Raw genomic sequence first — 23,962 nt, forward strand, 5'->3', positions numbered from 1 at the left:
CGAGGATCGATCTACCCCACCCCCCGCGTCGAAATTTATCCGCCGAGCAGGACCGCGCCGTCGATCGTGCGCACCCGCACCGCAAGCAGCGTCCCGAGCGAGCGGCCGAGCGCGACATTGTCGCCCATCCGGTACATGCCGCTGACTCGCAGCCGGGCGACTGCGGGATCGGCGATCACCAGCCGGGTCGCACTGTAGCGGTTCGCCTCCTCGGCGACCGTCGCGAGGCTATCGTCGTGGAACGCCGCGCGGCCGCTGGTCCAGGCCTGCGTCGCGGCGAGGTCGGGTCGGTCGATCCGGCCCTGCGCCAGTCGCTCGCCCCCCGTGATCCGCCGCGTTGCGCCCAGCGCTGCGCTCCCCTCGATCGCGGTGACGGCGACGCGGTCGTCGCGGTCGCGGCGCAGGTCGAACCGCCCCGCCTGCGCGGTCAGGTCCCCCTGCCCCGCGTCGATCGTGAACGGCACCGTCAGCGCCGCCACGGTCAGGTCGATGCGGCCGTGCGCCAGCCAGAGCCGCCGCCGCGCGGCCGTCGCGATGACGCGCACGCGGGTCGTCGCATCGAGCAGCAGCGACGATCCGTCCTGCAACGCGATCCGCCGCTGTTCGCCGATCCCCGTCTCGTACGGCGTGGCGGCATGCGCGGCCTGGAACGCGATCGTCCCGCCTGCGGTGGTCGCCGTCAGCGCGACGAGACTCGCGATCGCGCGGCGCCGCGTGACGGGCGCGCGCGATGGCGCCGTTCCCGGAACCATGTCCCACAGGTCAGTGGCACGTTCGAACCGCGCGGCGTGATCGGGGTTCGCGGCGAGCCAGGTGCGGAAGTCGGCTGCGTCTCGCGCGGTGGAGTCATCGGCGTTGAGCCGTGCGATCCACTCGGCCGCGCTGCGGTTTACATCGCCATGGGACGTATCGCCGGGGTTCGGGGAGCGGCGGCCGGGCATCGCGAAACTCACCAACCCTCCGTCCAATCGGCCAGGAAGCTCATCGCCTTGGCCATGTGCTTCTCGACCGCGCTTTGGCTGATGTCCAGTCGCTCGGCAATCTCGCGATATTTATGGCCATCGAGGCGTTGCATCAGGAATATCTCGCGGGTGCGCGGACTGAGGCGGTCGATGCCGTCGCGGACGCGCGCGAGCCGTGCCCGCGCGATCATCACCTCGTCCTGGATCGGCGAGGGATCGCGCAGCCGGTCGATCGAGTCCGCCGCGTCGCCATGCCCGCGCACCGCCTCGCGCCGAAACGCATCGCGCCCCCGGTTGACCGCGGCATGCACCAGGAACGCCTCGTCGTTGCGCGGCGCGGCGGCGAGCGTCGCCATGCTGACATAGGCATTGTGCAGCAGATCCTCGCCATCGGCCCGCCGCGTCAGCCGCTCGACCTGCGCACGCAACCGCGACCAACCCTGCCAGAGGCGGCCGGGCGCGGGATCGGTCGTGGTGAGGTTGGCCGCGGTCATCCCCCCAGCCGGTATGCGGCCGGGGGTACAGTTTGATGACGTCGCAGGGACGGATCAGTGACACGGGCACGGCCGGTCGCGATCCGCGGGTTTTAGTCGACGGTACCGGTGTGCATCAGGCCGCGCACGTCGTCGGCGAGCTGGTTATTGGCGCCGAGCCGCTCGATCAGCTGCGCCTGGCGGCTGCCGCGAAGCCCGGCGGTGGTCAGCTGCTTGTCGCGGACATAGGTATAGACGCCGCTGACCGCGAATGCCGAGACATAAGCGATATGCGCCTGCTGTGCGGCGTGTGTCGCGGTGAACGTGTCGGATTCGAAGAACGCGCGGCGTGTCAGCGGGCTTTCGAAGGCGAGCTCGAGCACCGCGATCAAGGAGCGCTCGGCGGGCACTTCGTGATCGACGTTGGGCGCCGGCGGAGCGGGTTCGGCATTGTCGTAGCGTTCCGGCAAATGCAGCCGCAGCTTCAGCACCGCGGCGTCGGCGGCGAGCGTCTCGGCAAACTCGGTCATGAACGTTGCGAACGTTTCGGCGTCGCTGCCCGCCGCGCCGATATGGACATGGATGCGGTCGAACCCGTCGTCGCCATTGGGGATCGGATCGGCGAAGCGGTCGACCAACGTGCGCGATCCGTCGGGCAACGCATAGGCGACGGTGGCCGCGAACATGTTCTGCTCGTCCGCGAACAGGATGTGGCTGGCCGCGTTGAAGACGTCCTGGTCGGCCTTCGATGCGAAACCGATCTCCACCCCGCCGTCGAGTTCATAGTCCGCGAACGGCGCGATACCATCGATCACGGGCCAGAGATGCGCATCCTGTTCGCGGTCGAGATGGTTCTGGACGTACCAGGCGAGGCCCGGGATGCGCGAGCAAAGCGGGCCATGAACGTCGCGCCAATAGGTCGCGAAGACGTCGTGCGGCACGCGCGGGCGGCGCAGCACGGTGGTGTAGCTGTTGATCGCGATGCTCGCATCGCGCGCGGCATAATCGGTGGTGGTGGAAACCTTGGGCATGGGGGACATCCTGATGATGAAGGGGGCTTAACGCGCGTCGGTCGGAAAATGTGGCAGGACGTAGGTCGCGAGTTCGTCGGCGACGTCCGCGAACGGACGGCGCGACGGCTTGGGGTTGAGCGCAACATGCGCGACGCCCTCGTCACGCTGGCGCTGCCACAGCGCGATCAGCGCGTTGCGGCCGCTCCGGATGCCGCCGGCGGCATAGGTCAGCGGCGCATCCGGGTCAGCGAGCAGATCGAACATCGCGCCATAGCCGTAAGGCTTGTACGCGCCGCCCGCGGTCGCGCTGCGCCACCGCGCCAGCACGTCGGGCAGACGCCGGGCGTCGCTGAGATGCCAGATCCACCCGTCGGTATTGGCGCCCAGCCACTCCAGCGTCTGCCCGGCGCGTCCGATCGCGAGGATCGGCAGGCGCGGCCCGACCGGCTTGGGCACCATGTCGATCGTGCCGTCGAGCGTTCCGTAATGCGCCGACGCATGCCGGGCGAAGGATTGCTCAGTCGCCGCGCGGATGACGCCGATCGCATCGCGGTAGCGTTCGGGACGGTCGCCGAGATCGCTGTCGAACGCGGTGAACTCGGACGGACGATCGCCCGTCGACAGCCCGAGCAGGAACCGTCCGCCGAGCAGCTGATCGACGCTCGCCGCCTGCTTGGCGACGATCAGCGGGTCGCGCAGCGGCAGGACGATCCCCGCCGTACCGATCGCGATCCGCGTCGTCTGCGCGGCCAGCCAGCCGGCATAGACCATCGGATCGAGGACCTGCCCGACATCGCCGAAGCTCGGATCGTAGAACGGCACGTCGCGCAACCAGATCGCCGCGAAATCGAGCGCATCGACCTTGCGCGCCAGCGCCGCGTGATCCGCGAGCGTCGGCCATGGCGCATCCGGATACGCCTCGAGCGGGGCGATGAAGCCAAGGGTCAGCCGGCCGGGCTGGAACACGCGCGCATAAGCGGCGTGTCCGGCCAGATCCGCGGCCACCGCATCCGGACGCGTGTCCATCAGCTCGCGCCCTGGCTCTTGAGGCGGTTCACGACCGGCGTGACCAGCACCGCGAGGATCGCGATCGCGGCGGCGACATAGCCGACCGCGCCGAGCCCCAGATGCTGGATCACCGAGCCGCCGATGATCGCGCCGAGGCCGATGCCGGCATTGGCCATCGACACGTTGAGCGTGCCCGCCAGCGCCTGCGCATGGCTCGCCGACTGCATCACGCGCACCTGACAGATCGGATAGAGCGCGGTGTTGGCGATGCCCCAGACGGCGAGCGCGACAGCCAGCCAGACATGCGACCCTGCGACCAACGTCGTCGCAGCCATGCCGACCGCCAGCACCAGCGACGTGATCGCGGTCACCATCAGTGGTCCGCGGCCGACGAACTGCCCACCGAGCCAGTTGCCCGCGAGCCCGACGATCCCGAAACCCATCAGCCACCAGCCGACCTGCCCTGCCGGGATATGCGCGATCTGCTCGAGCGTGTCGGCGAGATAGGTGTAGGCGGTGAACATCGCGGTGAACACGATCACCGACAGCACGACGTTGCCGAGGAAATACGGATCCTTGAGGATACGCGCCTGTTCGGCGAGCTTGACGCGGGCCGGACGAGCGAGCGTCGGCATGACGACGAGCAGCAGCACCGCCATCAGCAGCGACAGACCCGACAGCCCCCAGAACGTCCCGCGCCAGCCGAACGCGGTCGAGGCGAGCGTGCCGAGCGGAATCCCCAGCACCATCGCGCCCGAGATACCGAGATAGACGTTGGCGACGGCCTTACCGGCCTTTTCAGGCCCGGCGAGTTCGCCCGCGGTCTCGCTGGCGGTGCCCCAGAACACCGGCAGCGCAAGCGCCGGCAGGAAACGCGCGAGCCCAAGGACCCAGATATCGGGCGCCGCGGCGGCCAACGCGTTTGCGCCGGCGAAGATCACGAGGATGACGACAAACAGCCGCTTGCGCTCGAAATGCGACAGCATCGCGGTCAGGAACGGCCCCGCCAGCATCACGGTGAACGCGAACAGCGTGACGAGTTGCCCCGCGACGGTGATCGAGATGCCGAGATCACGCGCGAGGCTGGGCAGCAGCCCGACGATGATGAACTCGGTCGTGACGATCACGAAGGCGGACACCGCCAGCAGCAGCACGGCAAGGCCATGCCCCGCGGACTTCTTGCCCGGCGGCGCGGCATGAATGGATTGGCTGGGGGACGACATTGACAAGACTCCTGTATGGCGCCCTCTCTACGCGCGACGAAAACCAGCGTCGTGCGGCATTAATTCGCGTATAACGCGACAATTATTCCATAATGAAAGCGCCACCGTGATTCCCTCCGAACGCCTGAAGGGCATCGAAGCCTTTGTCTGCAGCGCCGATGCGGGCAGCTTCACCGCCGCCGGCGCGCGGCTGAACCTGACCAATTCGGCGGTCAGCAAGAGCGTCGCGCGGCTCGAGGCGCGGCTGGGCAGCCGGCTGTTCGAGCGCACCACGCGCAAACTGGCGCTGACCGATGTCGGCGCGGCGTTCTACGAGACCTGCGTTCGCGTGCTCGGCGACCTCGCCGATGCCGAAGCCGTGCTCGCCTCGCATCGGTCGGAGATCGTCGGGCGGCTGAAGGTCGACGTGCCGATCGCGTTCGGGCGGATGCAGGCGATGCCGCTGCTGCTCGCCTTTGCTGAGCGGCATCCCAACGTGCGGCCGAACATCACCTTCACCGACCGCAAGATCGACATCGTCGAGGAGGGCGTCGACGTCGCGATCCGGATCGGTGCATCCGAGCCCTGGCCGGACAATCTGGGTCATCGCTATCTGGGCAGCGAACGCGTCATTCGGTGCGCCGCGCCCGCCTATCTCGCGCGGCGGGGCACGCCGGCCAGCGTCGACGACCTCGAGGCGTTCGACTGCATTCTCTACGGGCGCGGCGACGGCAGCACGATCAACTGGCGGTTCGCGCGCGACGGCGGGCGCGTCGAGGACCGTCCGATGACCGGGCGGATCGTGCTGGGTAGCGCCGAGGCACAGGTGGAGACGGTCAAGGCGGGGTTCGGCATCGCGCAGCTCGCGACCTGGTTGATCAAGGCCGAACTTGCCAGCGGCGAGCTTGTCGAGATCCTCCCCGATCTGGCGACGGTCGGGCTGCCGCTGCACCTGGTGTGGCCGAGACGCAAACAGCTCACCCCCAAGGTCGACGCGCTGCTCGAACTCCTGACGCAGGGGTTGCGGATCGAGTGACCGGCCGTGCTGTACGATAGGCGATCCGACGATGGGCCCATGATCGGCGGGCCGACGTTTACGGGCAGTCGAGCGCGACGGCCCTAGCCAAGCGTCTTAGCCTAAGTTTAACGGTCACAAGGCATGACCCGACCGCTGAGGGAGCCAAGGTTAGTGTTGAATACGCAAGCGAATTTCGATGCAATCTCGGTCGACGACCTCGAATCGATGGGCGGCGACGCGCGCGATGCGTTGCCGTTCGGGGTGGTCGGCTTCGGGGCGGACACCGTCGTGCAGACGTATAACGCGACCGAGGCGCGGATGTCGGGGCTCGACCCCGCCACCGTCATTGGGGTGCCGTTCTTCGATGCCGTCGCGCAGTGCATGAACAACTTCATGGTGGCGCAGCGGTTCGACGACGAGCCCGTGCTCGACGCGATCGTGCCCTATGTCCTCACCTTACGGATGCGGCCGACCAAGGTCCGCTTGCGCCTGCTGGCGCGGCCTGACGCGCCACGACGCTATATCCTGATCGAACGGTGAGCCAACCGGCATGAACGGGACGTCGAGCGAGGAGCAGCTTCTCGAATTCCTCTATGCCTGCCCGGTCGGGCTGATCGAGTGCGACCGCGCCGGCGAGATCGCGATGATGAACCCGCACGCGATGCAGCATCTGCTTCCGCTCGCGGGCCCACGCGATTCGAGCAACCTGTTCAAGGCGCTGGAGGAGCATGCGCCCGAATTGCGCAGCATCGTCGCGGACTATGGCCCGGCAACGGGCAAGATCTGCGACGGGCATCGGATCTTCGTCGATCTCGGTCCCGGCCGCCGCGCGCAGGCGCCCAAGGTGCTCGGCTGCACGGTCATGAAACTGGGCGTCGACCGCCTGATGGTGACGCTGGCCGATATCAGCGAGCAGGTGGTGCAGGAGGAGCGGCTGCGCCAGGCGGATAGCTGGTTCGCCACGTTGGTCGACGGGACCAACGAATATGCCGCGCTCACGATCACGGCGGATGGCCTGATCACGTCGGCCAATGCCTGCTTCACGCGGCAGACCGGCTATGATTGCGCCGCGGTGACCGGCCGCAACCTGGCGGACGTGCTCGACACCGATCCGGCCGGGGCCGCGCTTCGACTCAGCGAGCAGGTGAAGATCGCCGGGCGCGATGGCTGGCATCTCCAGGAAGGCTGGCAGCGGCGGGCCGATGGCGGACGTTATTGGTGCCAGCGCCTCGTGGTCGCGCGCTCCGATCACGCGGACGATCCCCGTCCGTCGGGCTTTTCCGTGATCCTGCGCGACGTGCCGGGCCGCGAGGGCGCGGCGGAGGACATGCGCCGGCTGCTGACATGCGATCACCTGACCGGCGCGTCGAACCGGCGCCATTTCAGCCAGATCATGGAACGCGAGCAGACCCACTGGCGCGAGGTGCGCCAGCCCTTGTCGCTGATCCTGCTCGATCTCGATCACTTCAAGACGGTCAACGACACGCATGGGCATCCGGTCGGCGACATCCTCCTGCGTCGCGTCGCGGAGGTCTGCACCATGCTGCTTCCCCCGCGCGGCGTCTTCGCGCGACTGGGCGGCGAGGAGTTCGGTGCGCTGCTGCCGCGCCGTGATAACGACCAGGCGATCGGGCTGGCCGAAGCGATGCGCACCGCGATCGGCGCGATCGAGGTCGACATGCCGCGCGGCCCGCTGACGGTATCGGCGAGCCTGGGTTGCGCGACGCTGGACGAGGCGGGCGGATCGATCGATGCGCTGATCGCGCTGGCGGACGAGCGCCTCTATGCCGCCAAGCGCGCGGGTCGCAACCGGGTCTATCGGTCCGACGCACACGCGGCGTGACCACGGCGTTGCCCGCCCTTTCGCGCGCCGCCGTCCACCGGATCGCGTGTGCGGTGGTCGCATCGGAACTGCGGCGCTGGCGCACGACCGGCGCGGCGCCAACCGATCGCGACACCTGGCCCGAAGCATTGCCGATCGGCGAGGACGGGCTCGGCCTCGACTCGATCGAACAGCTCATGGCGCTCGGCGCGCTGGCCGAGACGTTCGGGCTCGAGGACAGCGACCTGGGTCGCGAACCGCCGGCGCGGGTCGGCGACTGGATCGACTGGATCCTGCGCGGGCATACCGCGGCGGACGGCCGGATGACGGTGCGGACATCGGGCTCGACCGGGCGGCCCAAGCCGTGCGACCACGCCATCGCCGACCTGCTCGACGAGGCCGCCTTTCTGGCGACGCAGATCCCCGGCCGCCGCCGCGTCGTGGCTTTGGTCCCGGCGCATCACCTCTACGGGATCATCTGGACCGCGTTGCTTCCCGCGGCGCTCGGCGTGGAGGTCGTCGTGCGGACGATCGGCACCCCGTTCGATCTCGCGCCCGGAGACCTCGTCGTCGCTGTGCCCGACCAGTGGCGCGCGCTGCTCCGGCTGACGCGCGGTTTCCCGGCCGACATCGTCGGGGTGAGTTCGGGCGGCGCGCTCGACGACCGGCTGGCCGCGGACTTGCTGGCGGACGGACTCGCGCGGCTGCTCGACATCTATGGATCGTCGGAGACGGGCGGCATCGCGCTGCGCGATCTGCCGGCGACCGCCTACACGCTGCTGCCCCGCTGGCACTTGCTGCCAAAGGACAAGGACTGGCAACTCGGCGACGACCGGGGCCTGTGCCATGCGCTGCCCGATCATATCAAGCGGATCGGCGATCGCGGCCTGCGCCCGACCGGCCGGCGCGACGGCGCGGTGCAGGTCGGCGGGCACAATGTCTGGCCCGGCCGCGTCGCCATTATGCTCCGGACGCTCGACGGCGTGGTCGATGCCGCTGTTCGGCTGGGCGACGACGGGCGGCTCAAGGCATTCATCGTCCGCGACGACGCGGCCGATCCCGACCTGCTCTCCGCGCGGATCGACCAGGCGATCGCCGATCGGCTGGCGGGCCCCGAGCGGCCGAAGAGCATCCGGTTCGGGGCCGCGCTCCCACGCGATGCGCTGGGCAAGCTCGCCGACTGGGACTGACGCCGCGCCGCCACTATGGACGGCTTGACGCACGGCTTGTGCGTCGCGACTGTCGGCAGCGATGGCGCCCCCCCCAAATCCCCGCTGGCCGAGCGACCTGATGCAGGCCGCGCTCGCGCTGCACGACAACCATCTCCATATCGCCGAGCCGCTGCTGAAGGCGTATCTGAAGCAGGACCCGTTCGACGCGCGCGCGATCCGGATGCTGGCGGAGCTGGCCGGGCGGATCGGGCGCTACGGCGATGCGGAGGCGTTGCTGCGCCGGGCGGTCGAACTCGCGCCCGGCTTTACCGCGGCGCGCGCGAACCTCGCGCTCGTGCTGTATCGCCAGAACCGCGCGCCCGAGGCGCTGACGCTGCTCGATGCGGTGATCGCCGACGAGCCCGACAATCCGGGCCACGCCAACCTGAAGGCCGCTGCGCTCGGCCGGCTCGGCGGGTTCGATGACGCGATCGCGCTCTACGAAAAGGTCCTGCACGATGCGCCGGGCCAGCCCCGTGTGTGGCTGAGCTATGGCCATATGCTCAAGACCGTCGGGCGCCGCGACGACGGGATCGCCGCGTATCGCCGCGCGCTGGCGCTGCTGCCGCCGCTCGGCGATGCGTGGTGGAGCCTCGCCAACCTCAAGACGGTCCGGTTCGACGAGGCCGATATCGCGGCGATGGAAGCCGCCCTCGCGCGCGACGACATCGACGACGAGGACCGCTTCCACCTCGACTTCGCGCTCGGCAAGGCGTTCGAGGACCGGCGTGATCCGGTGCGATCCTTCGGGCATTATGCGGCGGGCAATGCACTGCGCCGGACGCGGATCGTGTACGACGCCGACGAGACGCAGGCGTTCGTCGATCGCAGCATCGCTCTGCTGACCCCCGATTTTCTCGCAGCCCGCCGCGACTATGGATCGAGCGCGCCCGACCCGATCTTCGTGCTCGGCATGCCGCGCGCCGGCTCGACGCTGATCGAACAGATCCTCGCGAGCCACAGCCTGGTCGAGGGGACGACCGAACTGCCCGACATGCCCGCGCTGGCACGGCGGATCGCGTCCTATCCCGAGGGTCTGGCGGCGCTGTCCGCCGACGCGGCGCGCGACATTGGCGACGAGTATCTGCGCCGCGCTGCGATCCAGCGGCGCACCGATCGCCCGTTCTTCATCGACAAGCTGCCCAACAACTGGGCGCATATCGCGCTGATCCAGCTCGCGCTGCCCAATGCGCGGATCATCGACGCACGCCGCGACCCGCTCGATTGCTGCTTCTCGAACTTCAAGCAGCATTATGCGCGCGGCCAGGCGTTCAGTTATGCGCTCGACGATATGGGCCGCTACTATACCGACTATGTGCGGCTGATGACGCATGTCGACACGGTGTTGCCCGGCCGGGTCCACCGCGTCGACCACGAAGCGCTGATCGCGAATACCGAGGTCGAGGTCCGCGCCCTGCTGGCGGCCTGCGGACTGGCGTTCGAGCCCGCCTGTCTCGCGTTCCACCAGACCGAGCGCGCGGTGCGCACCGCCAGTTCCGAACAGGTCCGCAGGCCGATCAACCGCGACGGCGTCGATGCCTGGCGCCCCTATGACGCGTGGCTCGGACCGCTGCGCACGGCACTGGGCCTCGCCGCCACGACCTGACCCGTGGCGAAAACGTCACGGACACGTCACATTAATTCATCATCGACCAAGCTTTGTTTGACCTTTGTTGCGCCGCAACACACTCTGCGGACATAAATCGTCGTGGGGGCAACGGGCATGCATATTTTCGATCGTCGCGTTTGGATCGCGTCGCTCCTGGCGTCGGCCGCGTTTGCGGCGCCCGCAATCGCCCAGACGGCGCCGACCGACACCGCCGCGCCGGAAACGGCCGCGCAGACCGATACGGGGCCGACCGCCGGGGAATATGAGGGCGACATCGTCGTCACCGCGCAGAAGCGCGACCAGAATATCCAGGCGGTCCCGATCAGCATCCAGGCGATCGGCACGAAGCGGCTCGATGACCTGAACATCTCGAACTTCAACCAATATACGCAGCTGCTGCCGTCCGTGTCGTTCCAGACCACGCAGCCCGGATCGACCGTCGTCTATATGCGCGGCGTCGCGTCGGGCGGCGACGGCAACCATTCGGGGCCGTTGCCCTCGGTCGGCACGTATCTCGACGAGCAGCCGGTGACGACGATCGGGGGCACGCTCGACGTCCATATCTACGACATCGCCCGGATCGAGAGCCTCGCCGGGCCACAGGGCACGCTGTACGGCGCCTCGTCCGAAGCCGGCACGATCCGGATCATCACCAACAAGCCCGACACGAGCGACTTCTACGGCCGCGTCGACGGCGAGGTGAACAGCGTCAAGTCGGGCGGCGTCGGCAGCAAGATCGAGGGCATGCTCAACATGCCGCTGTCGCAGTCCGCCGCACTTCGCGTCGTCGGCTTCTATCAGCGCGACGCCGGCTATATCGACAATGTCGCGGGCTGCCGCAGCTACCTGCCCGAGCCGACCGCGACCTCGTGCACCTCGGCAAATGGCGGCGTGGTCGTCGACAATGCCGCGTTCGTGAAGAAGAACTATAACGACACCGAGACCTATGGCGGCCGCGCCGCGCTGAAGGTCGATCTCGACAGCAACTGGACCGTGACGCCGACCGTGCTGTACCAGGAACAGCGCAACCACGGCACCTATGGCTATGACCCCAAGGTCGGCGACCTCCAGCTCCAGCATTTCTTCCCCGAATATCGCCGCGATCGGTTTATCCAGGGCGCGCTGACGATCGAGGGCAAGCTGGGCAACTGGGACGTCACCTATGCCGGCGCGTATCTCGACCGGAAGACCTACACGTCGAGCGACTATACCGATTACGCCGAGGCCTATGATTCCGCCTATTCGTCGGTCGGCGGACTGGCCGGCTATTTCTATTACCAGGACAATGCCGGGCGGATGATCGATCCTCGCCAGAAGATCATCGGCACCGATCATTTCAAGAAGACCAGCCAGGAACTGCGCGTCGCATCGCCTGTCGAGGACCGGTTCCGGATCGTCGCCGGTGCCTTCTACCAGCGCCAGACGAACGCCATTTTCCAGGATTACCAGATCGCCAATCTCGGCACCGCGGTATCGGTCAACGGTTCGCCCGGCACCTTGTGGCTGACCAAGCAGAAGCGCGTCGACAAGGACTACGCGATGTTCGGCGAGGCGAGCTTCGACATCCTGCCCAACCTGACCGCGACCGCGGGCGGGCGCGCCTATATCTACGACAATTCGCTGATCGGATTCTACGGGTTCGGACGCAATCCCGCGGTCGATCCCGACGATGGCCGGCCCTATAGCGCGACACCGTTCAACGCCGCGGGCAGCAGCCAGACCGGCGTCGCGGGCTGCTATCTGGCGAATGGCCAGACCTTGCGTGAGGCGTATCTGAGCGGCGGCGATACCTCCACGCTGCTGCCCGCGGCGGTATCTGGATCGCCCTGCACCAACCTGGCGACGTACACGACCACCGGGCTGCGCCCGAAGAAGACGGAGGGACAAGGCGCCACCTACCGGTTCAACCTGACCTACAAGCCGACCGAGAAGGTGATGGCCTACGCGACCTTCTCGCGCGGGTTCCGGCCGGGCGGGATCAACCGTCGCGGCGACGTGGCGCCGTACGACGCGGACTTCCTGACCAATTACGAGCTGGGGCTCAAGACGACGCTGTTCGACCGGCTGCGGCTCAACGCGTCGATCTATCAACAGGCGTGGGACAAGTTCCAGTTCTCGTTCCTCGGGCTGAACAGCTTCACGATCATCCAGAACGGACCGAACGCGCGGATCAGGGGGATCGAGGCGGATGCCAACTACGCGACGGGCGGCCTCTCGCTCACCGCGGCGGGTGCCTATACCGATGCCAAGACACGCAACGACCTGTGCGCGACGCAGGTCTGTAGCGGCGACGGCACCGATGTGCTCGCCCCCAAGGGCACGCGCCTGCCGATCACCCCGCGCTTCAAGGCAAGCGGCACCGCGCGCTACAGCATGCCGATCGGGGCGGCCAAGGCCTATATCCAGGGCCTGGTCGCGCATCAGAGTTCGGCGGCTGCCGATATCCGGCTGGAACAGGCCGCGAGTTTCGGCCGGCTCAAGGCGTATACGACCGCCAACGCCTCGGTCGGTGCCGAGCTGTCGAATTTCACGTTCGAACTGTTCGTCCAGAACCTCTGGGACGAACGCGCGCAATTGTCGCGCTTCCAGCAATGCGGCACCTGTTCGCAGCGCACCTATATCGTCACCAGCACGCCGCGCACGATCGGCCTGCGCGCAGGCGCGAAATTCTAGACCGGAATGACCCGCCGATCCTCCCCCGCCAGGAGAGGATCGGAAACTCCAAAGAAAGATGAAGATGACGTCCAAGCTCAAGCTGTTTCTCGCCTGCACTGCCGCGATGACCGCCCTTCCCGCGCAAGCGCAGACCGCCGCCGACAACGGCCTCGCCATCGCCAAGAAGATGATCGCCTTTCGCAGCGTTCGCGGGCCCGGCAACCAGACGCCGCAGCTGGCGGCGTATCTGAAGGCGACGTTGGTTGCGGGCGGCTTTGCGGCGCAGGACGTGACGGTCACCCCGGTCGACGACACCGCCTATCTGATCGCGACGTGGCGCGGCAGTGATCCGGCGTTGAAGCCGATCGTCTTCTCCGGCCATATCGACGTGGTCGAGGCGAAACCCGCCGACTGGCAGCGCGATCCGTTCACCGCCGTGGTCGAGAATGGCTATCTCTACGGCCGCGGCGCGACCGACATGAAGCTCGACGCCGCGCTCGCGATCGCGACCCTGCTCGACATGAAGAAGGCGGGCTACACGCCGAAGCGTGGGATCGTCCTCGCGCTGTCGGGCGATGAGGAAACGGTCATGAAGACCTCTTCGCTGATCGCCGACCAGCTCAAGAACGCCGAGATGGCGCTCAACATCGACGGCGGCGGCGGGCTGTACGCGGAAGACGGCAAGGCCGAATATTTCACGATCGGCGCGGCCGAGAAGACCTATGCCGATTTCCAGATGTCGGTGACGAACCCCGGCGGCCATTCGTCCGCGCCGCGCAAGGTGAACGCGATCAACCAGCTGTCCGCAGCGCTGGTCCGGATCGGCAATTACCGGTTCACGCCGCAGCTGTCGCCGATCACCAAGGGCTATTTCGAGGGCGTCGCCCCTCGCCAGACGCCTGCGATCGGCGCGGCGATGCGCGCCTTCGCGGCAAACCCGAAGGACCAGGCGGCGATCGAGACGCTTGCCGCCAATCCCGGCTATGTCGGCCAGATCGGCACCACCTGCGTCACGACGATGATCAGCGGCGGGCACGCGCTGAACGCGCTGCCGCAGCGCGCGACCGCGAACATCAACTGCCGGATCTTTCCCGGCGTGAAACCGGCGAGCGTGATGGCGGAACTGGCCAAGGTCGCCGCGGACCCCGGCGTGACGTTCAGCGACGTCACCGAAGGCTCGAACCCGACCGATGCCTCGCCGCTGCGCGCCGACCTGACCGGTGCGGTCAAGACCGCGATGGGCGCGATCCGGCCCGGCGTGCCGGTGTTCCCGAGCATGTCCGCGGGCGCCAGCGATTCGATGTGGTACCGCTCGGTCGGCGTGCCGAGCTACGGCGTCAGCCCAACCTTCATCAAGCAGTCGGACGATTTCAGCCACGGGCTGAACGAACGCACGCCGATCGACAACATCCCGCTGGCGATCACCTATTATCGCTCGCTGATGACCAGCCTGACGAAGTAGCGCACACGCGCCTCCGGCCGCGCACGTGTCTCGCGATACGGCGCGGCCAGAGGAAAAGCCGGGCATAATGGACACCGTCCCGGCTTTTAGATTGACGCAGTGCAGCATCGCACCTAGCAGCCCGCGCTCTCCCTACGCTAAGCCCGATCAGGCGCAGCTTTGCTCAGCGCTGGAGGCGCCGCGTGACCATGACCATGACCTTTGCCGATCTCTCCCTCGCGCCGACTTTGCTGCAGGCGCTCGCAGAGGAGGGCTATTCGCGCCCGACCCCGATCCAGGCGCAGTCGATCCCGATGCTGCTGGAGGGTCGCGACGTACTCGGCATGGCGCAGACGGGTACGGGCAAGACCGCCGCGTTCGCGCTGCCGCTGCTGCACCGGCTCGCCGCCGATCCGCGCCCCGCGCCCAGGAACGGCGCCCGCATCCTGGTCCTCGCGCCGACGCGCGAACTGGTGTCGCAGATCGCGGCCGGGTTCGAGAGCTTCGGCCGCCATATCAAGCCGCGCGTGATGACGATATTCGGCGGCGTCAGCCAGTTCCACCAGGTCAAGGCGCTCGAGACCGGAGTCGACATCATCGTGGCCGCGCCGGGCCGCCTGCTCGATCTGGTCGACCAGGGGCTTTGCGACCTGTCCGCGCTCGAGGCGCTGGTGCTCGACGAGGCCGACCAGATGCTCGACATGGGCTTTGCCAAGCCGATCGAGCGGCTCGTCGCGACGCTGCCGGTGGACCGGCACACGGTGCTGTTCTCGGCGACGATGCCCAAATCGATCGCCGCGCTCGCCGACAGCCTGTTGCGCGATCCGGTCAAGGTCGAGATCGCGCCGCCGTCGACCACGGTCGACCGTATCGATCAGTCGGTGATGTTCCTCGACGCGGCCGACAAGAAGGCGGCGCTGCTGGCGTTGCTGAAAACGCCCGACATGGGCCAGGCCGTCGTTTTCACGCTGCAGAAGAACATAGCGAACGACGTATGCGCGTTCATCGGCGAAGCCGGCATCACCGCCGAGGCGCTGCACGGCAACAAGTCGCAGGGCCAGCGCGAGCGCGCGCTCGACGCGTTCCGTGCCGGAACCGTGCAGGTGCTGGTCGCGACCGATATCGCCGCGCGCGGGATCGACGTCGATACCGTCACGCACGTGTTCAACCATGATCTGCCGAGCCTGCCGGAAAGCTATGTCCACCGGATCGGCCGCACCGGCCGGGCGGGGCGCAGCGGCTTTGCGATCACGCTGTGCGATGCCGAGCAGCGCGCCTGGCTGCATGACGTCGAGCGCGAGATCGGCCGGACGCTGACCGTGCAGGACGATCATGAATGGCATTGCGAAGTGGCGCGCCACTCGACCAAGCGCGCGCCCGTGCTGGGTGGCGGACCGGTCAAGCAGGTCAAGCCGGCCAAGCCGCCGCGTGAGCGCAAGGTCTGGACCGAGGAAGAGAAGCTCGCCGCGCGGATGGCCGCGAAGGCCGCCTGATCCGACGGCGGCGGTGCGCCTTAGCGCGCCATCCAGTCGCTGATCCCCGCCACGCTGCGAAAATCGTCGACCGCGCGGACGTCGAGCGCGGGGTCGACCGCGCGCACCATGTCGGCGAGCGCGGTGCCCGGCCCGAGTTCCAGGATACGATCGACACCGCGTTCGAACAGCGCCTCGAGTGTGGCGGCCCAGTCGATCGTCGTGTCGAGCTGAGCCGCCAGCCCGGGCACGTCGCGCGCGCCGCTGACGATCGAGGCGGTCGCTGCGCCGATCAGCGTGCGGCCACGCCCGGGCCTGCCGGGCGCCGATCCCTCCAACGCGGCGCGAAACGGCGCGACCGCGTTCGACAGGCGCGGGGTATGCGACGCGATATGGACCGCGATCGGCCGCGCCGATGCAGCGCCCTCCCCCAGCGCCGAGGCGCAGCAGCGATCGACATCGTCGCGCTTGCCGCCGACCACGAAGAGCAGGGCCGGATTGACGATCGCGATGTGGCAATCGAACCGGGCGACCAGCGCCTCGACGCGGTCTCGCGGCAGTCCGCGGACGAAGCCCAGGCCGTCGTCGGGGCCGCTCGCCGAGTCCATCGCCTCGGCGCGGCGCGCGGTCAGGTCCAGCGTGCGCTCGGGCGACCAGATCCCGGCGACACCCCATGCCGCCATCTCGCCGACGCTGTAGCCGGCGGCCGTGAAGGGCGACGCCGGCTCAAGGCAGGCGGCGGCGGCGAGACCACGCGCGACGCAAAGGATCTGGCTCGTGCGGTTGGCGAACAGCGTCGCATCATCGGCGGTTTGCAGGAGCGTGCGGATGTCCTGCCCCAGCAGCGCGCCGGCATGTGTCAGGATCGACTGCGCGCGCGGATCGTCGGCGAACATTTCGAGCATCGCGCGATCCTGCCGCCCCTGCCCCGAGCACAGCAGCGCGAGCGTCATGGCGTGGCGCTCTCAACGAATAGCGCCATGGCGAGCAGGTCGGCACAGCCGCCGGGGCTCAGGCGTCGGTGGGTGAAAGCGCGGTGCATCGCGACGGCGCGCGCGTGCCAGTCGCCGGCGCCCACGCTTCCGGCGTCGAGGAACGCGCGCGCCTCGGACTGCGCGAACGCCAGCCCGTGCGCGCCGCCGCGATAGAGGAGATTTGTATCCTCCACCTCGGCGATCAGCGTCATCAGCGCGTGGACGTGGTGCGCCTCTCGGTCGGCGGTCAGGTCGCGTGCGGCGGCGAGCGCGGGCAAGGCGATGGCGTAGAGCGCGGGAAAGCCAGCCGCGGCCTCGGCGCGAGCGCCGCCGGCGGCATGGTGGCGCGCGACCATCGTCCCGTGGCTGTGCAGCGGGATCGGCCCGCGGACGATCTCCGCTCCCCAGCGTTGCGCGACGATCGAACCGAGCGTTCCCGGTGCGCCATAGGCCAGGCGAAACCCGGAGGCGGCGCACAGCAGCCCCATCCCGAAGATCGCGCCGCGATGCGTGTTCACGCCACCGGTCGCCGCCATCATCGCGTGCTCGGCCTCGATTCCGATCGCGCGGAGGACGTCCATTCCAGCCCCGGCCGCCCCCGCCTCGGCGAGCCGCGCGAAGAAGGGGGCGAGCGCGTCGGCGCTGCGATCCATCATTGCGGCGTCCATGTCGTCGTGCGCGCCGGTATCGACCGGACTGACGAGGCCGGGCTTGGGATAGGTCGCGATCTCCTGTCTGAGGCAGTCGGCCGCGCGGCGGCCGATGGCGGCGCCGTCGATTGCCACCGCCGTTGCGGCGCGTGCGAGCGCGATCACGCGAACATCTCGCCGCGGCCGATCATGCGGTTGCCATCTGCCGCCTTCGCCAGCAGTTCGGTCGCGTCCGACGCATATTCGCGCCACTGGACCGCGAAACCCGTCGGCGTGACGATCTCCCCATCAAGCCGCATCGGCGCATCCGCCTCGATTCGCACCAGCGCCGCCACTAGCCGCGCGGCGTTATCGGCGCACGCGACCTGCCAGACGAAATCCAGATCGGAAGTCTCCGACAGGTAGGGCAGGCCCGTCAGATGCGCCCATGCCAGGCTGCCGAAACACCGCGTGTCGGGATCGAGCGCGCCGAGCGCGTCGATCGTCCGTTGCCACGCCGCCGGTGCCGCTTGCGCCGCCTCCCCCAGTAACGGTGGCGGTGCGTCGGACAGGATCGCCTCGGGCGGAACCGCCAGCGCCAGCCGCTGCTTGCCGAGCGATGGCGGTAGCGGCAGGCCGAGCGGTACCAGCCCCGCGCCTTCGTCGCACAGCGGACGGCGCGCGATCAGCGGATACCCCGCGGCCACCCAGTCGACCACCATGGGAATTTCCCGAAGCGCCGGATAGCTGCCCAGTATCTCGGTCCAACGCGCCGAATCGAGATAGACCAGCCGGTGCCGATCGAACCGCATTACCCTTGCGCCGCGGTCGCAACCGCCCCGGCGATCCGTGCCGCTGCGGGCCGGCCGCCGCGTTCCGCTCCCAGCGTCGCACGATCGTCGCCCGCGCGTGGGGTTGCCAGGACCGTCTGCAACTGGTCGGCGAGGCTCGTTCCGGCATCCCAAACGGTCGCGATACCGCCGACGCTGACCAGATTGTCGAGGCCGGGCGCGAAGACGGGCGTGGTCTTCGCCTTGGCCTCGAGCACGTCGATCGGCAGCTTGGTGACGCGCGCCATCGAGGCGAGGTCCATCACCTCGGGATGTGCGCCGGGCAGCGCGACCAGCGTCCCGCAGGCCAGCGCGGTCGCGATGAATGCACCCGCCGCGCTGCCGCCGTAGAGCAGCCCGATCGTGCGATGACCTCGGGCCTCCGCCAGCAGCAGCGACTTGGCGAGGTGCGCGAGATATTCGCTGAGGCCGAGCAGTTCGTCGCGCCGGCTCATCCGTTGGCTCGCGCTGTCGACGAGGAACAGGATCGGCGCGGCGTCGTCGCTCGAGGCGATCTGCAACACCGCAGCGGACAGCCGGATCGCCTGGTCGATCCCGATCGGCGCGCGGCCGGTCGCGCCGACGACATGGACTATGCCGTCGCCGAACCTTGCGCGGCCGAACAGGAGGTCGCCATCGGTCGTGACGTCATGCCCTGCGGGGAAGAGCGAATCGAGGATCTCAGCGGGCGTCATCGGCGCTCTCCCGGTACTGGGCGGCTAAAGTCGCGAAGGCGTCGGCGGGCATATCGGGGATCGCCTTCGGATCGTTGATGCCGAGCGCGTGCCAGATGTCGGTCGCATCGCTCATGTCGCCGAACCGCGCGATCCGGCGTTCGAGCCGCGCCTGTTCCGCCGCCAGCGTGGCGGCGTCGAACTTGGCCGGCCGCGCGAGCGCCGCTGTCGCCGCGGCGCGGAACGCCGCTGCGTCGTCGTCGACGAACACGTCCGCGCCGCCGATCAGCGTGCGGTGCTTGCCGCCCATCGTTCGCCACACCAGAGCGCGGTCGCGCGAGTCGAATTCCTCGACGCCCTTGTTGGTCTCGATCACCTCGGGCCCGGTCACGCTGATGCGGCCCTGTTCGGACACGATCAGCGTCGAGCAGCACCCCGCGATCAGCCCGCCGCCGCCATAGCAGCCCGCGCGCCCGCCGATCAGCCCGACGACGCGGACGCCGTCCAGCCGCGCCTCGACGATCGCGCGCATGATCTCGGCGATCGCGATCTCGCCCGCGTTGGCCTCCTGCAAACGCACGCCGCCGGTGTCGAACGCGATGACCACGTCGCGCCCGAGCGCCTTGGCCGCACGCAGCAGCCCGGTGAGCTTGGCACCGTGCACCTCACCGAACGCGCCGCCCATGAAGCGGCCCTCCTGCGCTGCGACGAGCACGGGCGTGCCGTTGATCGACCCGCTGCCGACGACGATGCCGTCATCGAACTGCGCGGGCAGATTGAAGATGCCCAGATGCGGGCTCGTCTCGCGACACTCGGGGCCGACGAATTCGGCAAAGCTGCGCGGATCGACCAAAGCGGCGATCCGCTCGCGCGCGCCGGCCTCGTACCAGCTCTGGCGGATGTTGCTCATGCCTCCGGCTCCTCGATCAGGCGGACGCCCTGCGCCAGCCGCAGCGACACCGTGTCCGGTCGCGCGCCTCCGTCGTTGATCGCGATCCGCAAGCCCCCCGCGGCGCGCCTGCCGACGAAATCGGCGACCACCGCGTCCCACAGATCGCGAAAGCCGTGCGCGGCGGTGCTGATCTCGATCGCGCACCGATCGGCCGCGTCGCCGCGCTCGACCAGCACTTCGAGATTGCCCGACGCGACGACGCCGACCAACGCCATCTTGCGCGTGCCGCCCGCCGGCATCGGCGCGGCGATATCGAAATGGAGAATTTCCATGCGTCGTCTCCTACCAGTTCCGGAACCGGCTCGGCGGCCGGTAGAGCCCGCCAGACGCGAGCATGAGATCCTTGATCGAACGCGCGGCCAGCATGTTCCGGTTCGCGTCGAGCGGATCGATGCCGAGATCCTCGGGCCGCTGGATGATTTTCCGCTCGCGCAGTCGCTCGACCATCGCCTTGTCGCGGCCGCGGCCGATCTCGGTAAAGCCCGCGACGCCGCGGATCGCCTGTTCGCGCTCGTCCGCGTTGCGGCACAGCAGCAGGTTGGCGATGCCCTCCTCGGTCACGATGTGCGTCGTATCGTCGGCGTAGACCATGATCGGCGCGAGATCGAGATCGAGCTTTTCCGCGAGTTCGAGCGCCCCCAGCTTCTCGACGAACAGCGGCGCGTTGCCCTCGCCGAACGTCTCGCCGATCTGCACCACGAGTTTGCGGCCGCGGCGCAGCGGCGTCGCGGTGTCGGGATCTGCCTCCGCGCCGGCCTGCAACCACGGTGCACTCGGGTGGCGCCGGCCGCGCGCGTCCGAGCCCATGTTGGGCGCGCCGCCAAAGCCCGCGATGCGGTTCGCGGTGATCGTCGAGCTGTGCCCGGCAAGATCGATCTGCAGCGTCGATCCGATGAACATGTCGCACGCATACAGCCCGGCGGTCTGGCTGAACGCGCGGTTCGAGCGCAGCGAGCCGTCGGGGCCGGTGAAGAAAATGTCGGGCCGCGCGGCGAGATAATCCTCCATGCCGACTTCGGAGCCGAAGCAATGGACCTGCTCGACCCACCCCGCCTCGATCGCGGGGATCAACGTCGGGTGCGGGTTGAGCGCCCAGTGCGTGCAGATCTTGCCCTTCAGCCCGAGCTTCTCGCCATAGGTCGGCAGCAGCAGTTCGATCGCCGCGGTGTTGAAGCCGATGCCGTGGTTCAGCCGGCGCACGCCGTAGGGCTGATACAGTCCCTTGATCGCCATCATCGCGGTCAGGATCTGCGTTTCGGTCATCGCCGCGGGATCACGCGTGAACAGCGGCTCCACATAGAAGGGTCGCCCTACGTCGAGCACGAAATGGACCTGGTCGCCGGGGATGTCGACGCGCGGCAGCGTATCGACGATTTCGCCGACCTGCGCGATGACCAGGCCGCTGCCGAAGCTCGTCGCCTCGACCACGGTCGGCGTGTCCTCGGTATTGGGACCGGTATACAGGTTACCGTGTCGATCCGCGCTGACCGCGGCGATCAGCGCGACCTGCGGCGTTAGGTCGACGAAATAGCGCGCGAACAGTTCGAGATAGGTGTGGATCGCACCAAGCTCGATCTTGCCGCCGAACAGCATCTTGGCGATCCGCGCCGATTGCGGGCCGGAATAGGAGAAATCGAGCCGCTTAGCGATCCCGCTGTCGAACACGTCGAGATGCTCGGGCAGCACGACGCCCGACTGCACCATGTGCAGATCGTGGATACGCGCCGGGTCCATCGCGGCGAGCCCCTTGGCCAGAACGTCCGCCTGTTTCTGGTTGTCGCCCTCGAGACAGACCCGGTCACCGGGCCTGAGCACCGCTTCGAGAAAGTCGACGAGCGTTTCGGGATCGACCAGCTTGCCGGTGGCAAAGCCCCGACCGGCCGCGATCCGCTCCTCGCGCATCTGCTTGCGCGTATTCCATTGCCGCACCGCATCGCCTCCTGACGCTTATTCTACGCGTCTTGTATTCCCTATTGCCCCAAACGCAACCCTGTGCATACTTAAAGACGTATAAGACGATAGATCGAATACAGTGAGAGGATATGCCATGAGCGAGTCCCTACCCGTTGCCGCCACAGACGCGGGACGCGGCGCATGATCGCCGGAGTCGCGCTGCTCGCCATCTGTACGTTGATAGGGCAATTGCTCGGCGAAGGCCTTGGCGTGCTGCTCGGCGTGAAGGCCAATGTCGGCGGGGTCGGCATCGCGATGATCCTGCTGATCGCCGCGCGGATGTGGCTCAAGACCCGCGGCCGCTACAATGAGGGTGTGTCGCGCGGGATCGGCTTCTGGGGCGCGCTGTATATCCCGATCGTCGTCGCGATGGCGGCGCAGCAGGACGTCGTCGCCGCGGTCGAGGGCGGTCCGATCGTGCTGATCGCGGGCGTCGGCGCGCTGCTGCTGTGCTTCAGCGCGGTGGCGCTCATCAGCCGGCTGTCGGGCACGCCCGAGACGATGGACGAGATCGAGGCACGCGAAGCCCGCGAGGCGCTCGACGCAGCCCGCGCCCCCTCCCCCGTAACGACGCACTGAGGCGATTGTCATGGAAATGATCACCAAGGTGCTGACCGCCAATGCCCTCCTCACCGCGTTCGCGGTCGTCGGCATCGTCATGTGGCTGTCGAACATCCTGTCCGCCAAGCTGACAATGGGCCGCGTCCATGGCTCGGCGATCGCGATCCTGATCGGGCTCGCGCTCGCCTTCTGGGGCGGCATCGCGACCGGCGGGCACAAGGGGCTCGCCGACCTGCCGATGCTCGCGGGGATCGGGCTGATGGGCGGCGCGATGCTGCGCGACTTCGCGATCGTCGCGACCGCGTGCGAGGTCGATGTCGAACAGGCCAAGAAGGCGGGGCTGATCGGCGTCGTCGCGCTGCTGCTCGGCACGATCCTGCCGTTCATCGTCGGCGCGCTGGTCGCGGCGTCGTTCGGCTATACCGATGCGGTGTCGATGACGACGATCGGCGCGGGCGCGGTCACTTATATCGTCGGGCCGGTCACGGGCGCGGCAATCGGTGCCAGTTCACCGGTGATCGCGCTGTCGATCGCGACAGGTGTGTTCAAGGCGGTGATGGTGATGGTCGGCACGCCGTTGGTCGCCGGACTCATCGGACTCAACAACCCGCGCAGCGCGATGGTGTTCGGCGGGCTGATGGGCACGGTCAGCGGCGTATCGGGCGGGCTTGCCGCGACCGATCGTCGCCTCGTCCCCTATGGCGCCTTGACCGCGACCTTCCATACCGGCCTAGGCTGCCTGGTGGCGCCGTCGATCCTCTACCTGATCGTCCGCGCGATCGTGGGGGGCTGAGGGCACGTGGCGGATATAGACACCGAAGACACGGGGCTGCTGTCCGACCGGATCCGCAACGCGCTGACCGATGCGATCTCGTCGGGCGAGCTGGCGCCGGGCACCACGCTCGACGAACAGCAGCTCGCGGATCGCTACGGCGCCTCGCGCACCCCGGTCCGCGAGGCGCTGCGCCAACTGGCGACCAGCGGCATGGTCGAGGTCCGCCCGCGCCGCGGCGTCATCGTCCGCCATGTCACCGCCGAGGAGGTGATGGACATGTTCGAGGCGATGGCGGAGATCGAGGCGGTCTGCGTCCGGCTCGCCACCTACCGCATCACCCCGCTCGAGCGCAGCCGCCTCCTCCGCATCCACGAGGCGAGCGAGGCCGCGGTGGCGGCGGGCGACGTCGATGCGTATGATGCGCTCAACCGCGAATTCCACGAGGCGATCTACCGCGCCGCACACAACGATTTCCTCGCCGACCAGGCGATCGCGGTCCGCACCCGCCTCAATGCGTTCCGCCGCATGCAGCTCCGCCAGGACCGCCGTCTCGTCACATCGCGCGCGGAACACGACGCGGTCATGCGTGCGATCGCAGAGGGCGACGGCGACGAAGCCGCCCGCCGGATGCGCGCGCACATGCTCAACGCTGCAAGCGCGCTCGACAGCTATATCGCGCATCAGGACGCACTGCATATCCAGCCGGCCAAGACGCCGGGCTGAGCGGC

At 68.3% G+C, this 23,962-nt stretch carries 23 protein-coding genes; 11 read left to right on the forward strand and 12 right to left on the reverse strand.

From position 1 onward, the window contains the following. Positions 1-35: 35 nt before the first annotated feature. From C8J26_RS14715 to C8J26_RS14735, 5 genes are all read right to left on the reverse strand, one after another. Positions 36-953 (reverse strand): FecR family protein, encoded by a 918-nt coding sequence (locus tag C8J26_RS14715; RefSeq protein WP_244185330.1) that lies wholly within the window; start codon positions 951-953, stop codon positions 36-38. After that, the gene (locus tag C8J26_RS14720; protein ID WP_107959028.1) at positions 950-1,456 is read right to left on the reverse strand and encodes an RNA polymerase sigma factor; all 507 of its coding nucleotides are present in this window, start codon (positions 1,454-1,456) and stop codon (positions 950-952) included. Before C8J26_RS14720 ends, C8J26_RS14715 begins: the two co-directional genes overlap by 4 nt. A gap of 92 nt (positions 1,457-1,548) precedes the next feature. Next, the gene (locus C8J26_RS14725; RefSeq protein ID WP_107959029.1) at positions 1,549-2,466 is read right to left on the reverse strand and encodes an EthD domain-containing protein; all 918 of its coding nucleotides are present in this window, start codon (positions 2,464-2,466) and stop codon (positions 1,549-1,551) included. 27 nt (positions 2,467-2,493) lie between these two features. Beyond that, on the reverse strand, positions 2,494-3,474 hold the full coding sequence (locus C8J26_RS14730) for a TIGR03571 family LLM class oxidoreductase (RefSeq protein WP_107959030.1): 981 nt from the start codon (positions 3,472-3,474) through the stop codon (positions 2,494-2,496). Beyond that, positions 3,474-4,679 (reverse strand): MFS transporter, encoded by a 1,206-nt coding sequence (locus C8J26_RS14735; RefSeq protein WP_107959031.1) that lies wholly within the window; start codon positions 4,677-4,679, stop codon positions 3,474-3,476. The genes C8J26_RS14730 and C8J26_RS14735 overlap by 1 nt, the downstream gene beginning before the upstream one ends. A 106-nt stretch (positions 4,680-4,785) precedes the next feature. Between C8J26_RS14735 and C8J26_RS14740 the strand changes: the two genes are divergently transcribed. The 8 genes from C8J26_RS14740 (at position 4,786) to C8J26_RS14775 (ending at position 15,907) form a co-directional block, all read left to right on the forward strand. Continuing rightward, on the forward strand, positions 4,786-5,694 hold the full coding sequence (locus C8J26_RS14740; RefSeq protein ID WP_107959032.1) for a LysR family transcriptional regulator: 909 nt from the start codon (positions 4,786-4,788) through the stop codon (positions 5,692-5,694). Positions 5,695-5,847: 153 nt separating this feature from the next. Continuing rightward, positions 5,848-6,216 (forward strand): phosphonate transporter, encoded by a 369-nt coding sequence (locus C8J26_RS14745; protein WP_234422671.1) that lies wholly within the window; start codon positions 5,848-5,850, stop codon positions 6,214-6,216. 10 nt (positions 6,217-6,226) lie between these two features. Beyond that, entirely contained in the window at positions 6,227-7,519 is a 1,293-nt protein-coding gene (locus tag C8J26_RS14750; RefSeq protein ID WP_107959033.1) for a sensor domain-containing diguanylate cyclase, read from the forward strand. Further along, complete coding sequence (locus C8J26_RS14755) at positions 7,516-8,688, forward strand: AMP-binding protein (RefSeq protein ID WP_107959034.1); 1,173 nt, start codon at positions 7,516-7,518, stop codon at positions 8,686-8,688. The genes C8J26_RS14750 and C8J26_RS14755 overlap by 4 nt, the downstream gene beginning before the upstream one ends. Positions 8,689-8,749: 61 nt before the next feature. Continuing rightward, positions 8,750-10,315 carry a tetratricopeptide repeat-containing sulfotransferase family protein gene (locus tag C8J26_RS14760; RefSeq protein WP_244185331.1) on the forward strand — a complete coding sequence of 522 codons (1,566 nt, stop codon included), beginning with the start codon at positions 8,750-8,752 and terminating at the stop codon, positions 10,313-10,315. A 117-nt stretch (positions 10,316-10,432) separates the two neighbouring features. Next, on the forward strand, positions 10,433-12,991 hold the full coding sequence (locus C8J26_RS14765; protein ID WP_107959036.1) for a TonB-dependent receptor: 2,559 nt from the start codon (positions 10,433-10,435) through the stop codon (positions 12,989-12,991). 64 nt (positions 12,992-13,055) lie between these two features. After that, a complete protein-coding gene (locus C8J26_RS14770) occupies positions 13,056-14,435 on the forward strand; it encodes a M20/M25/M40 family metallo-hydrolase (protein ID WP_244185332.1) in 1,380 nt (459 codons plus the stop codon). Between the two features lie 188 nt (positions 14,436-14,623). Then, positions 14,624-15,907 (forward strand): DEAD/DEAH box helicase, encoded by a 1,284-nt coding sequence (locus C8J26_RS14775; RefSeq protein ID WP_107959195.1) that lies wholly within the window; start codon positions 14,624-14,626, stop codon positions 15,905-15,907. A gap of 20 nt (positions 15,908-15,927) precedes the next feature. On the opposite strand, the gene C8J26_RS14780 is transcribed toward C8J26_RS14775, so the two are convergent. Genes C8J26_RS14780 through mdcA form a run of 7 tightly spaced genes read right to left on the reverse strand, consistent with a single transcriptional unit; the run spans position 15,928 to position 21,874 of the window. Next, positions 15,928-16,839: an acyltransferase domain-containing protein gene (locus C8J26_RS14780; protein ID WP_107959038.1), complete on the reverse strand. Its 912-nt coding sequence runs from the start codon at positions 16,837-16,839 to the stop codon at positions 15,928-15,930. Then, on the reverse strand, positions 16,836-17,675 hold the full coding sequence (gene mdcB, locus C8J26_RS14785; RefSeq protein ID WP_244185333.1) for a triphosphoribosyl-dephospho-CoA synthase MdcB: 840 nt from the start codon (positions 17,673-17,675) through the stop codon (positions 16,836-16,838). The genes C8J26_RS14780 and mdcB overlap by 4 nt, the downstream gene beginning before the upstream one ends. Next, a complete protein-coding gene (gene mdcG / locus C8J26_RS14790; RefSeq protein WP_107959039.1) occupies positions 17,672-18,301 on the reverse strand; it encodes a malonate decarboxylase holo-[acyl-carrier-protein] synthase in 630 nt (209 codons plus the stop codon). The genes mdcB and mdcG overlap by 4 nt, the downstream gene beginning before the upstream one ends. Beyond that, complete coding sequence (gene mdcE / locus C8J26_RS14795; RefSeq protein ID WP_107959040.1) at positions 18,301-19,014, reverse strand: biotin-independent malonate decarboxylase subunit gamma; 714 nt, start codon at positions 19,012-19,014, stop codon at positions 18,301-18,303. Before mdcE ends, mdcG begins: the two co-directional genes overlap by 1 nt. Then, complete coding sequence (locus C8J26_RS14800; protein ID WP_107959041.1) at positions 19,001-19,903, reverse strand: biotin-independent malonate decarboxylase subunit beta; 903 nt, start codon at positions 19,901-19,903, stop codon at positions 19,001-19,003. The genes mdcE and C8J26_RS14800 overlap by 14 nt, the downstream gene beginning before the upstream one ends. Then, the gene (gene mdcC / locus C8J26_RS14805) at positions 19,900-20,217 is read right to left on the reverse strand and encodes a malonate decarboxylase acyl carrier protein (protein WP_107959042.1); all 318 of its coding nucleotides are present in this window, start codon (positions 20,215-20,217) and stop codon (positions 19,900-19,902) included. Before mdcC ends, C8J26_RS14800 begins: the two co-directional genes overlap by 4 nt. 10 nt (positions 20,218-20,227) lie before the next feature. Continuing rightward, positions 20,228-21,874 carry a malonate decarboxylase subunit alpha gene (gene mdcA / locus C8J26_RS14810; protein ID WP_107959043.1) on the reverse strand — a complete coding sequence of 549 codons (1,647 nt, stop codon included), beginning with the start codon at positions 21,872-21,874 and terminating at the stop codon, positions 20,228-20,230. A gap of 165 nt (positions 21,875-22,039) precedes the next feature. On the opposite strand from mdcA, the gene madL reads away from it, so the two are divergent. Genes madL through C8J26_RS14825 form a run of 3 tightly spaced genes read left to right on the forward strand, consistent with a single transcriptional unit; the run spans position 22,040 to position 23,957 of the window. Next, complete coding sequence (gene madL, locus C8J26_RS14815) at positions 22,040-22,477, forward strand: malonate transporter subunit MadL (RefSeq protein ID WP_107959044.1); 438 nt, start codon at positions 22,040-22,042, stop codon at positions 22,475-22,477. A 10-nt stretch (positions 22,478-22,487) separates the two neighbouring features. Then, complete coding sequence (madM, locus tag C8J26_RS14820) at positions 22,488-23,252, forward strand: malonate transporter subunit MadM (protein WP_056022622.1); 765 nt, start codon at positions 22,488-22,490, stop codon at positions 23,250-23,252. Positions 23,253-23,258: 6 nt separating this feature from the next. Continuing rightward, positions 23,259-23,957 (forward strand): GntR family transcriptional regulator, encoded by a 699-nt coding sequence (locus C8J26_RS14825; protein ID WP_107959045.1) that lies wholly within the window; start codon positions 23,259-23,261, stop codon positions 23,955-23,957. Positions 23,958-23,962: the final 5 nt, after the last annotated feature.

Source organism: Sphingomonas aurantiaca (genome assembly GCF_003050705.1).
Classification (GTDB): Bacteria; Pseudomonadota; Alphaproteobacteria; order Sphingomonadales; family Sphingomonadaceae; genus Sphingomonas; species Sphingomonas aurantiaca.

What these genes read in the sequence shown, in the direction of transcription:
- C8J26_RS14720 (WP_107959028.1), bottom strand. Translation starts at nt 1,456, where the DNA reads ATGACCGCGGCCAACCTCACCACGACCGATCCCGCGCCCGGCCGCCTC.
- C8J26_RS14725 (WP_107959029.1), bottom strand. Translation starts at nt 2,466, where the DNA reads ATGCCCAAGGTTTCCACCACCACCGATTATGCCGCGCGCGATGCGAGC.
- C8J26_RS14730 (WP_107959030.1), bottom strand. Translation starts at nt 3,474, where the DNA reads ATGGACACGCGTCCGGATGCGGTGGCCGCGGATCTGGCCGGACACGCC.
- C8J26_RS14735 (WP_107959031.1), bottom strand. Translation starts at nt 4,679, where the DNA reads ATGTCGTCCCCCAGCCAATCCATTCATGCCGCGCCGCCGGGCAAGAAG.
- C8J26_RS14750 (WP_107959033.1), top strand. Translation starts at nt 6,227, where the DNA reads ATGAACGGGACGTCGAGCGAGGAGCAGCTTCTCGAATTCCTCTATGCC.
- C8J26_RS14760 (WP_244185331.1), top strand. Translation starts at nt 8,750, where the DNA reads ATGGCGCCCCCCCCAAATCCCCGCTGGCCGAGCGACCTGATGCAGGCC.
- C8J26_RS14765 (WP_107959036.1), top strand. Translation starts at nt 10,433, where the DNA reads ATGCATATTTTCGATCGTCGCGTTTGGATCGCGTCGCTCCTGGCGTCG.
- C8J26_RS14770 (WP_244185332.1), top strand. Translation starts at nt 13,056, where the DNA reads ATGACGTCCAAGCTCAAGCTGTTTCTCGCCTGCACTGCCGCGATGACC.
- C8J26_RS14775 (WP_107959195.1), top strand. Translation starts at nt 14,624, where the DNA reads ATGACCATGACCTTTGCCGATCTCTCCCTCGCGCCGACTTTGCTGCAG.
- C8J26_RS14780 (WP_107959038.1), bottom strand. Translation starts at nt 16,839, where the DNA reads ATGACGCTCGCGCTGCTGTGCTCGGGGCAGGGGCGGCAGGATCGCGCG.
- mdcG (WP_107959039.1), bottom strand. Translation starts at nt 18,301, where the DNA reads ATGCGGTTCGATCGGCACCGGCTGGTCTATCTCGATTCGGCGCGTTGG.
- mdcE (WP_107959040.1), bottom strand. Translation starts at nt 19,014, where the DNA reads ATGACGCCCGCTGAGATCCTCGATTCGCTCTTCCCCGCAGGGCATGAC.
- C8J26_RS14800 (WP_107959041.1), bottom strand. Translation starts at nt 19,903, where the DNA reads ATGAGCAACATCCGCCAGAGCTGGTACGAGGCCGGCGCGCGCGAGCGG.
- mdcC (WP_107959042.1), bottom strand. Translation starts at nt 20,217, where the DNA reads ATGGAAATTCTCCATTTCGATATCGCCGCGCCGATGCCGGCGGGCGGC.
- madL (WP_107959044.1), top strand. Translation starts at nt 22,040, where the DNA reads ATGATCGCCGGAGTCGCGCTGCTCGCCATCTGTACGTTGATAGGGCAA.
- madM (WP_056022622.1), top strand. Translation starts at nt 22,488, where the DNA reads ATGGAAATGATCACCAAGGTGCTGACCGCCAATGCCCTCCTCACCGCG.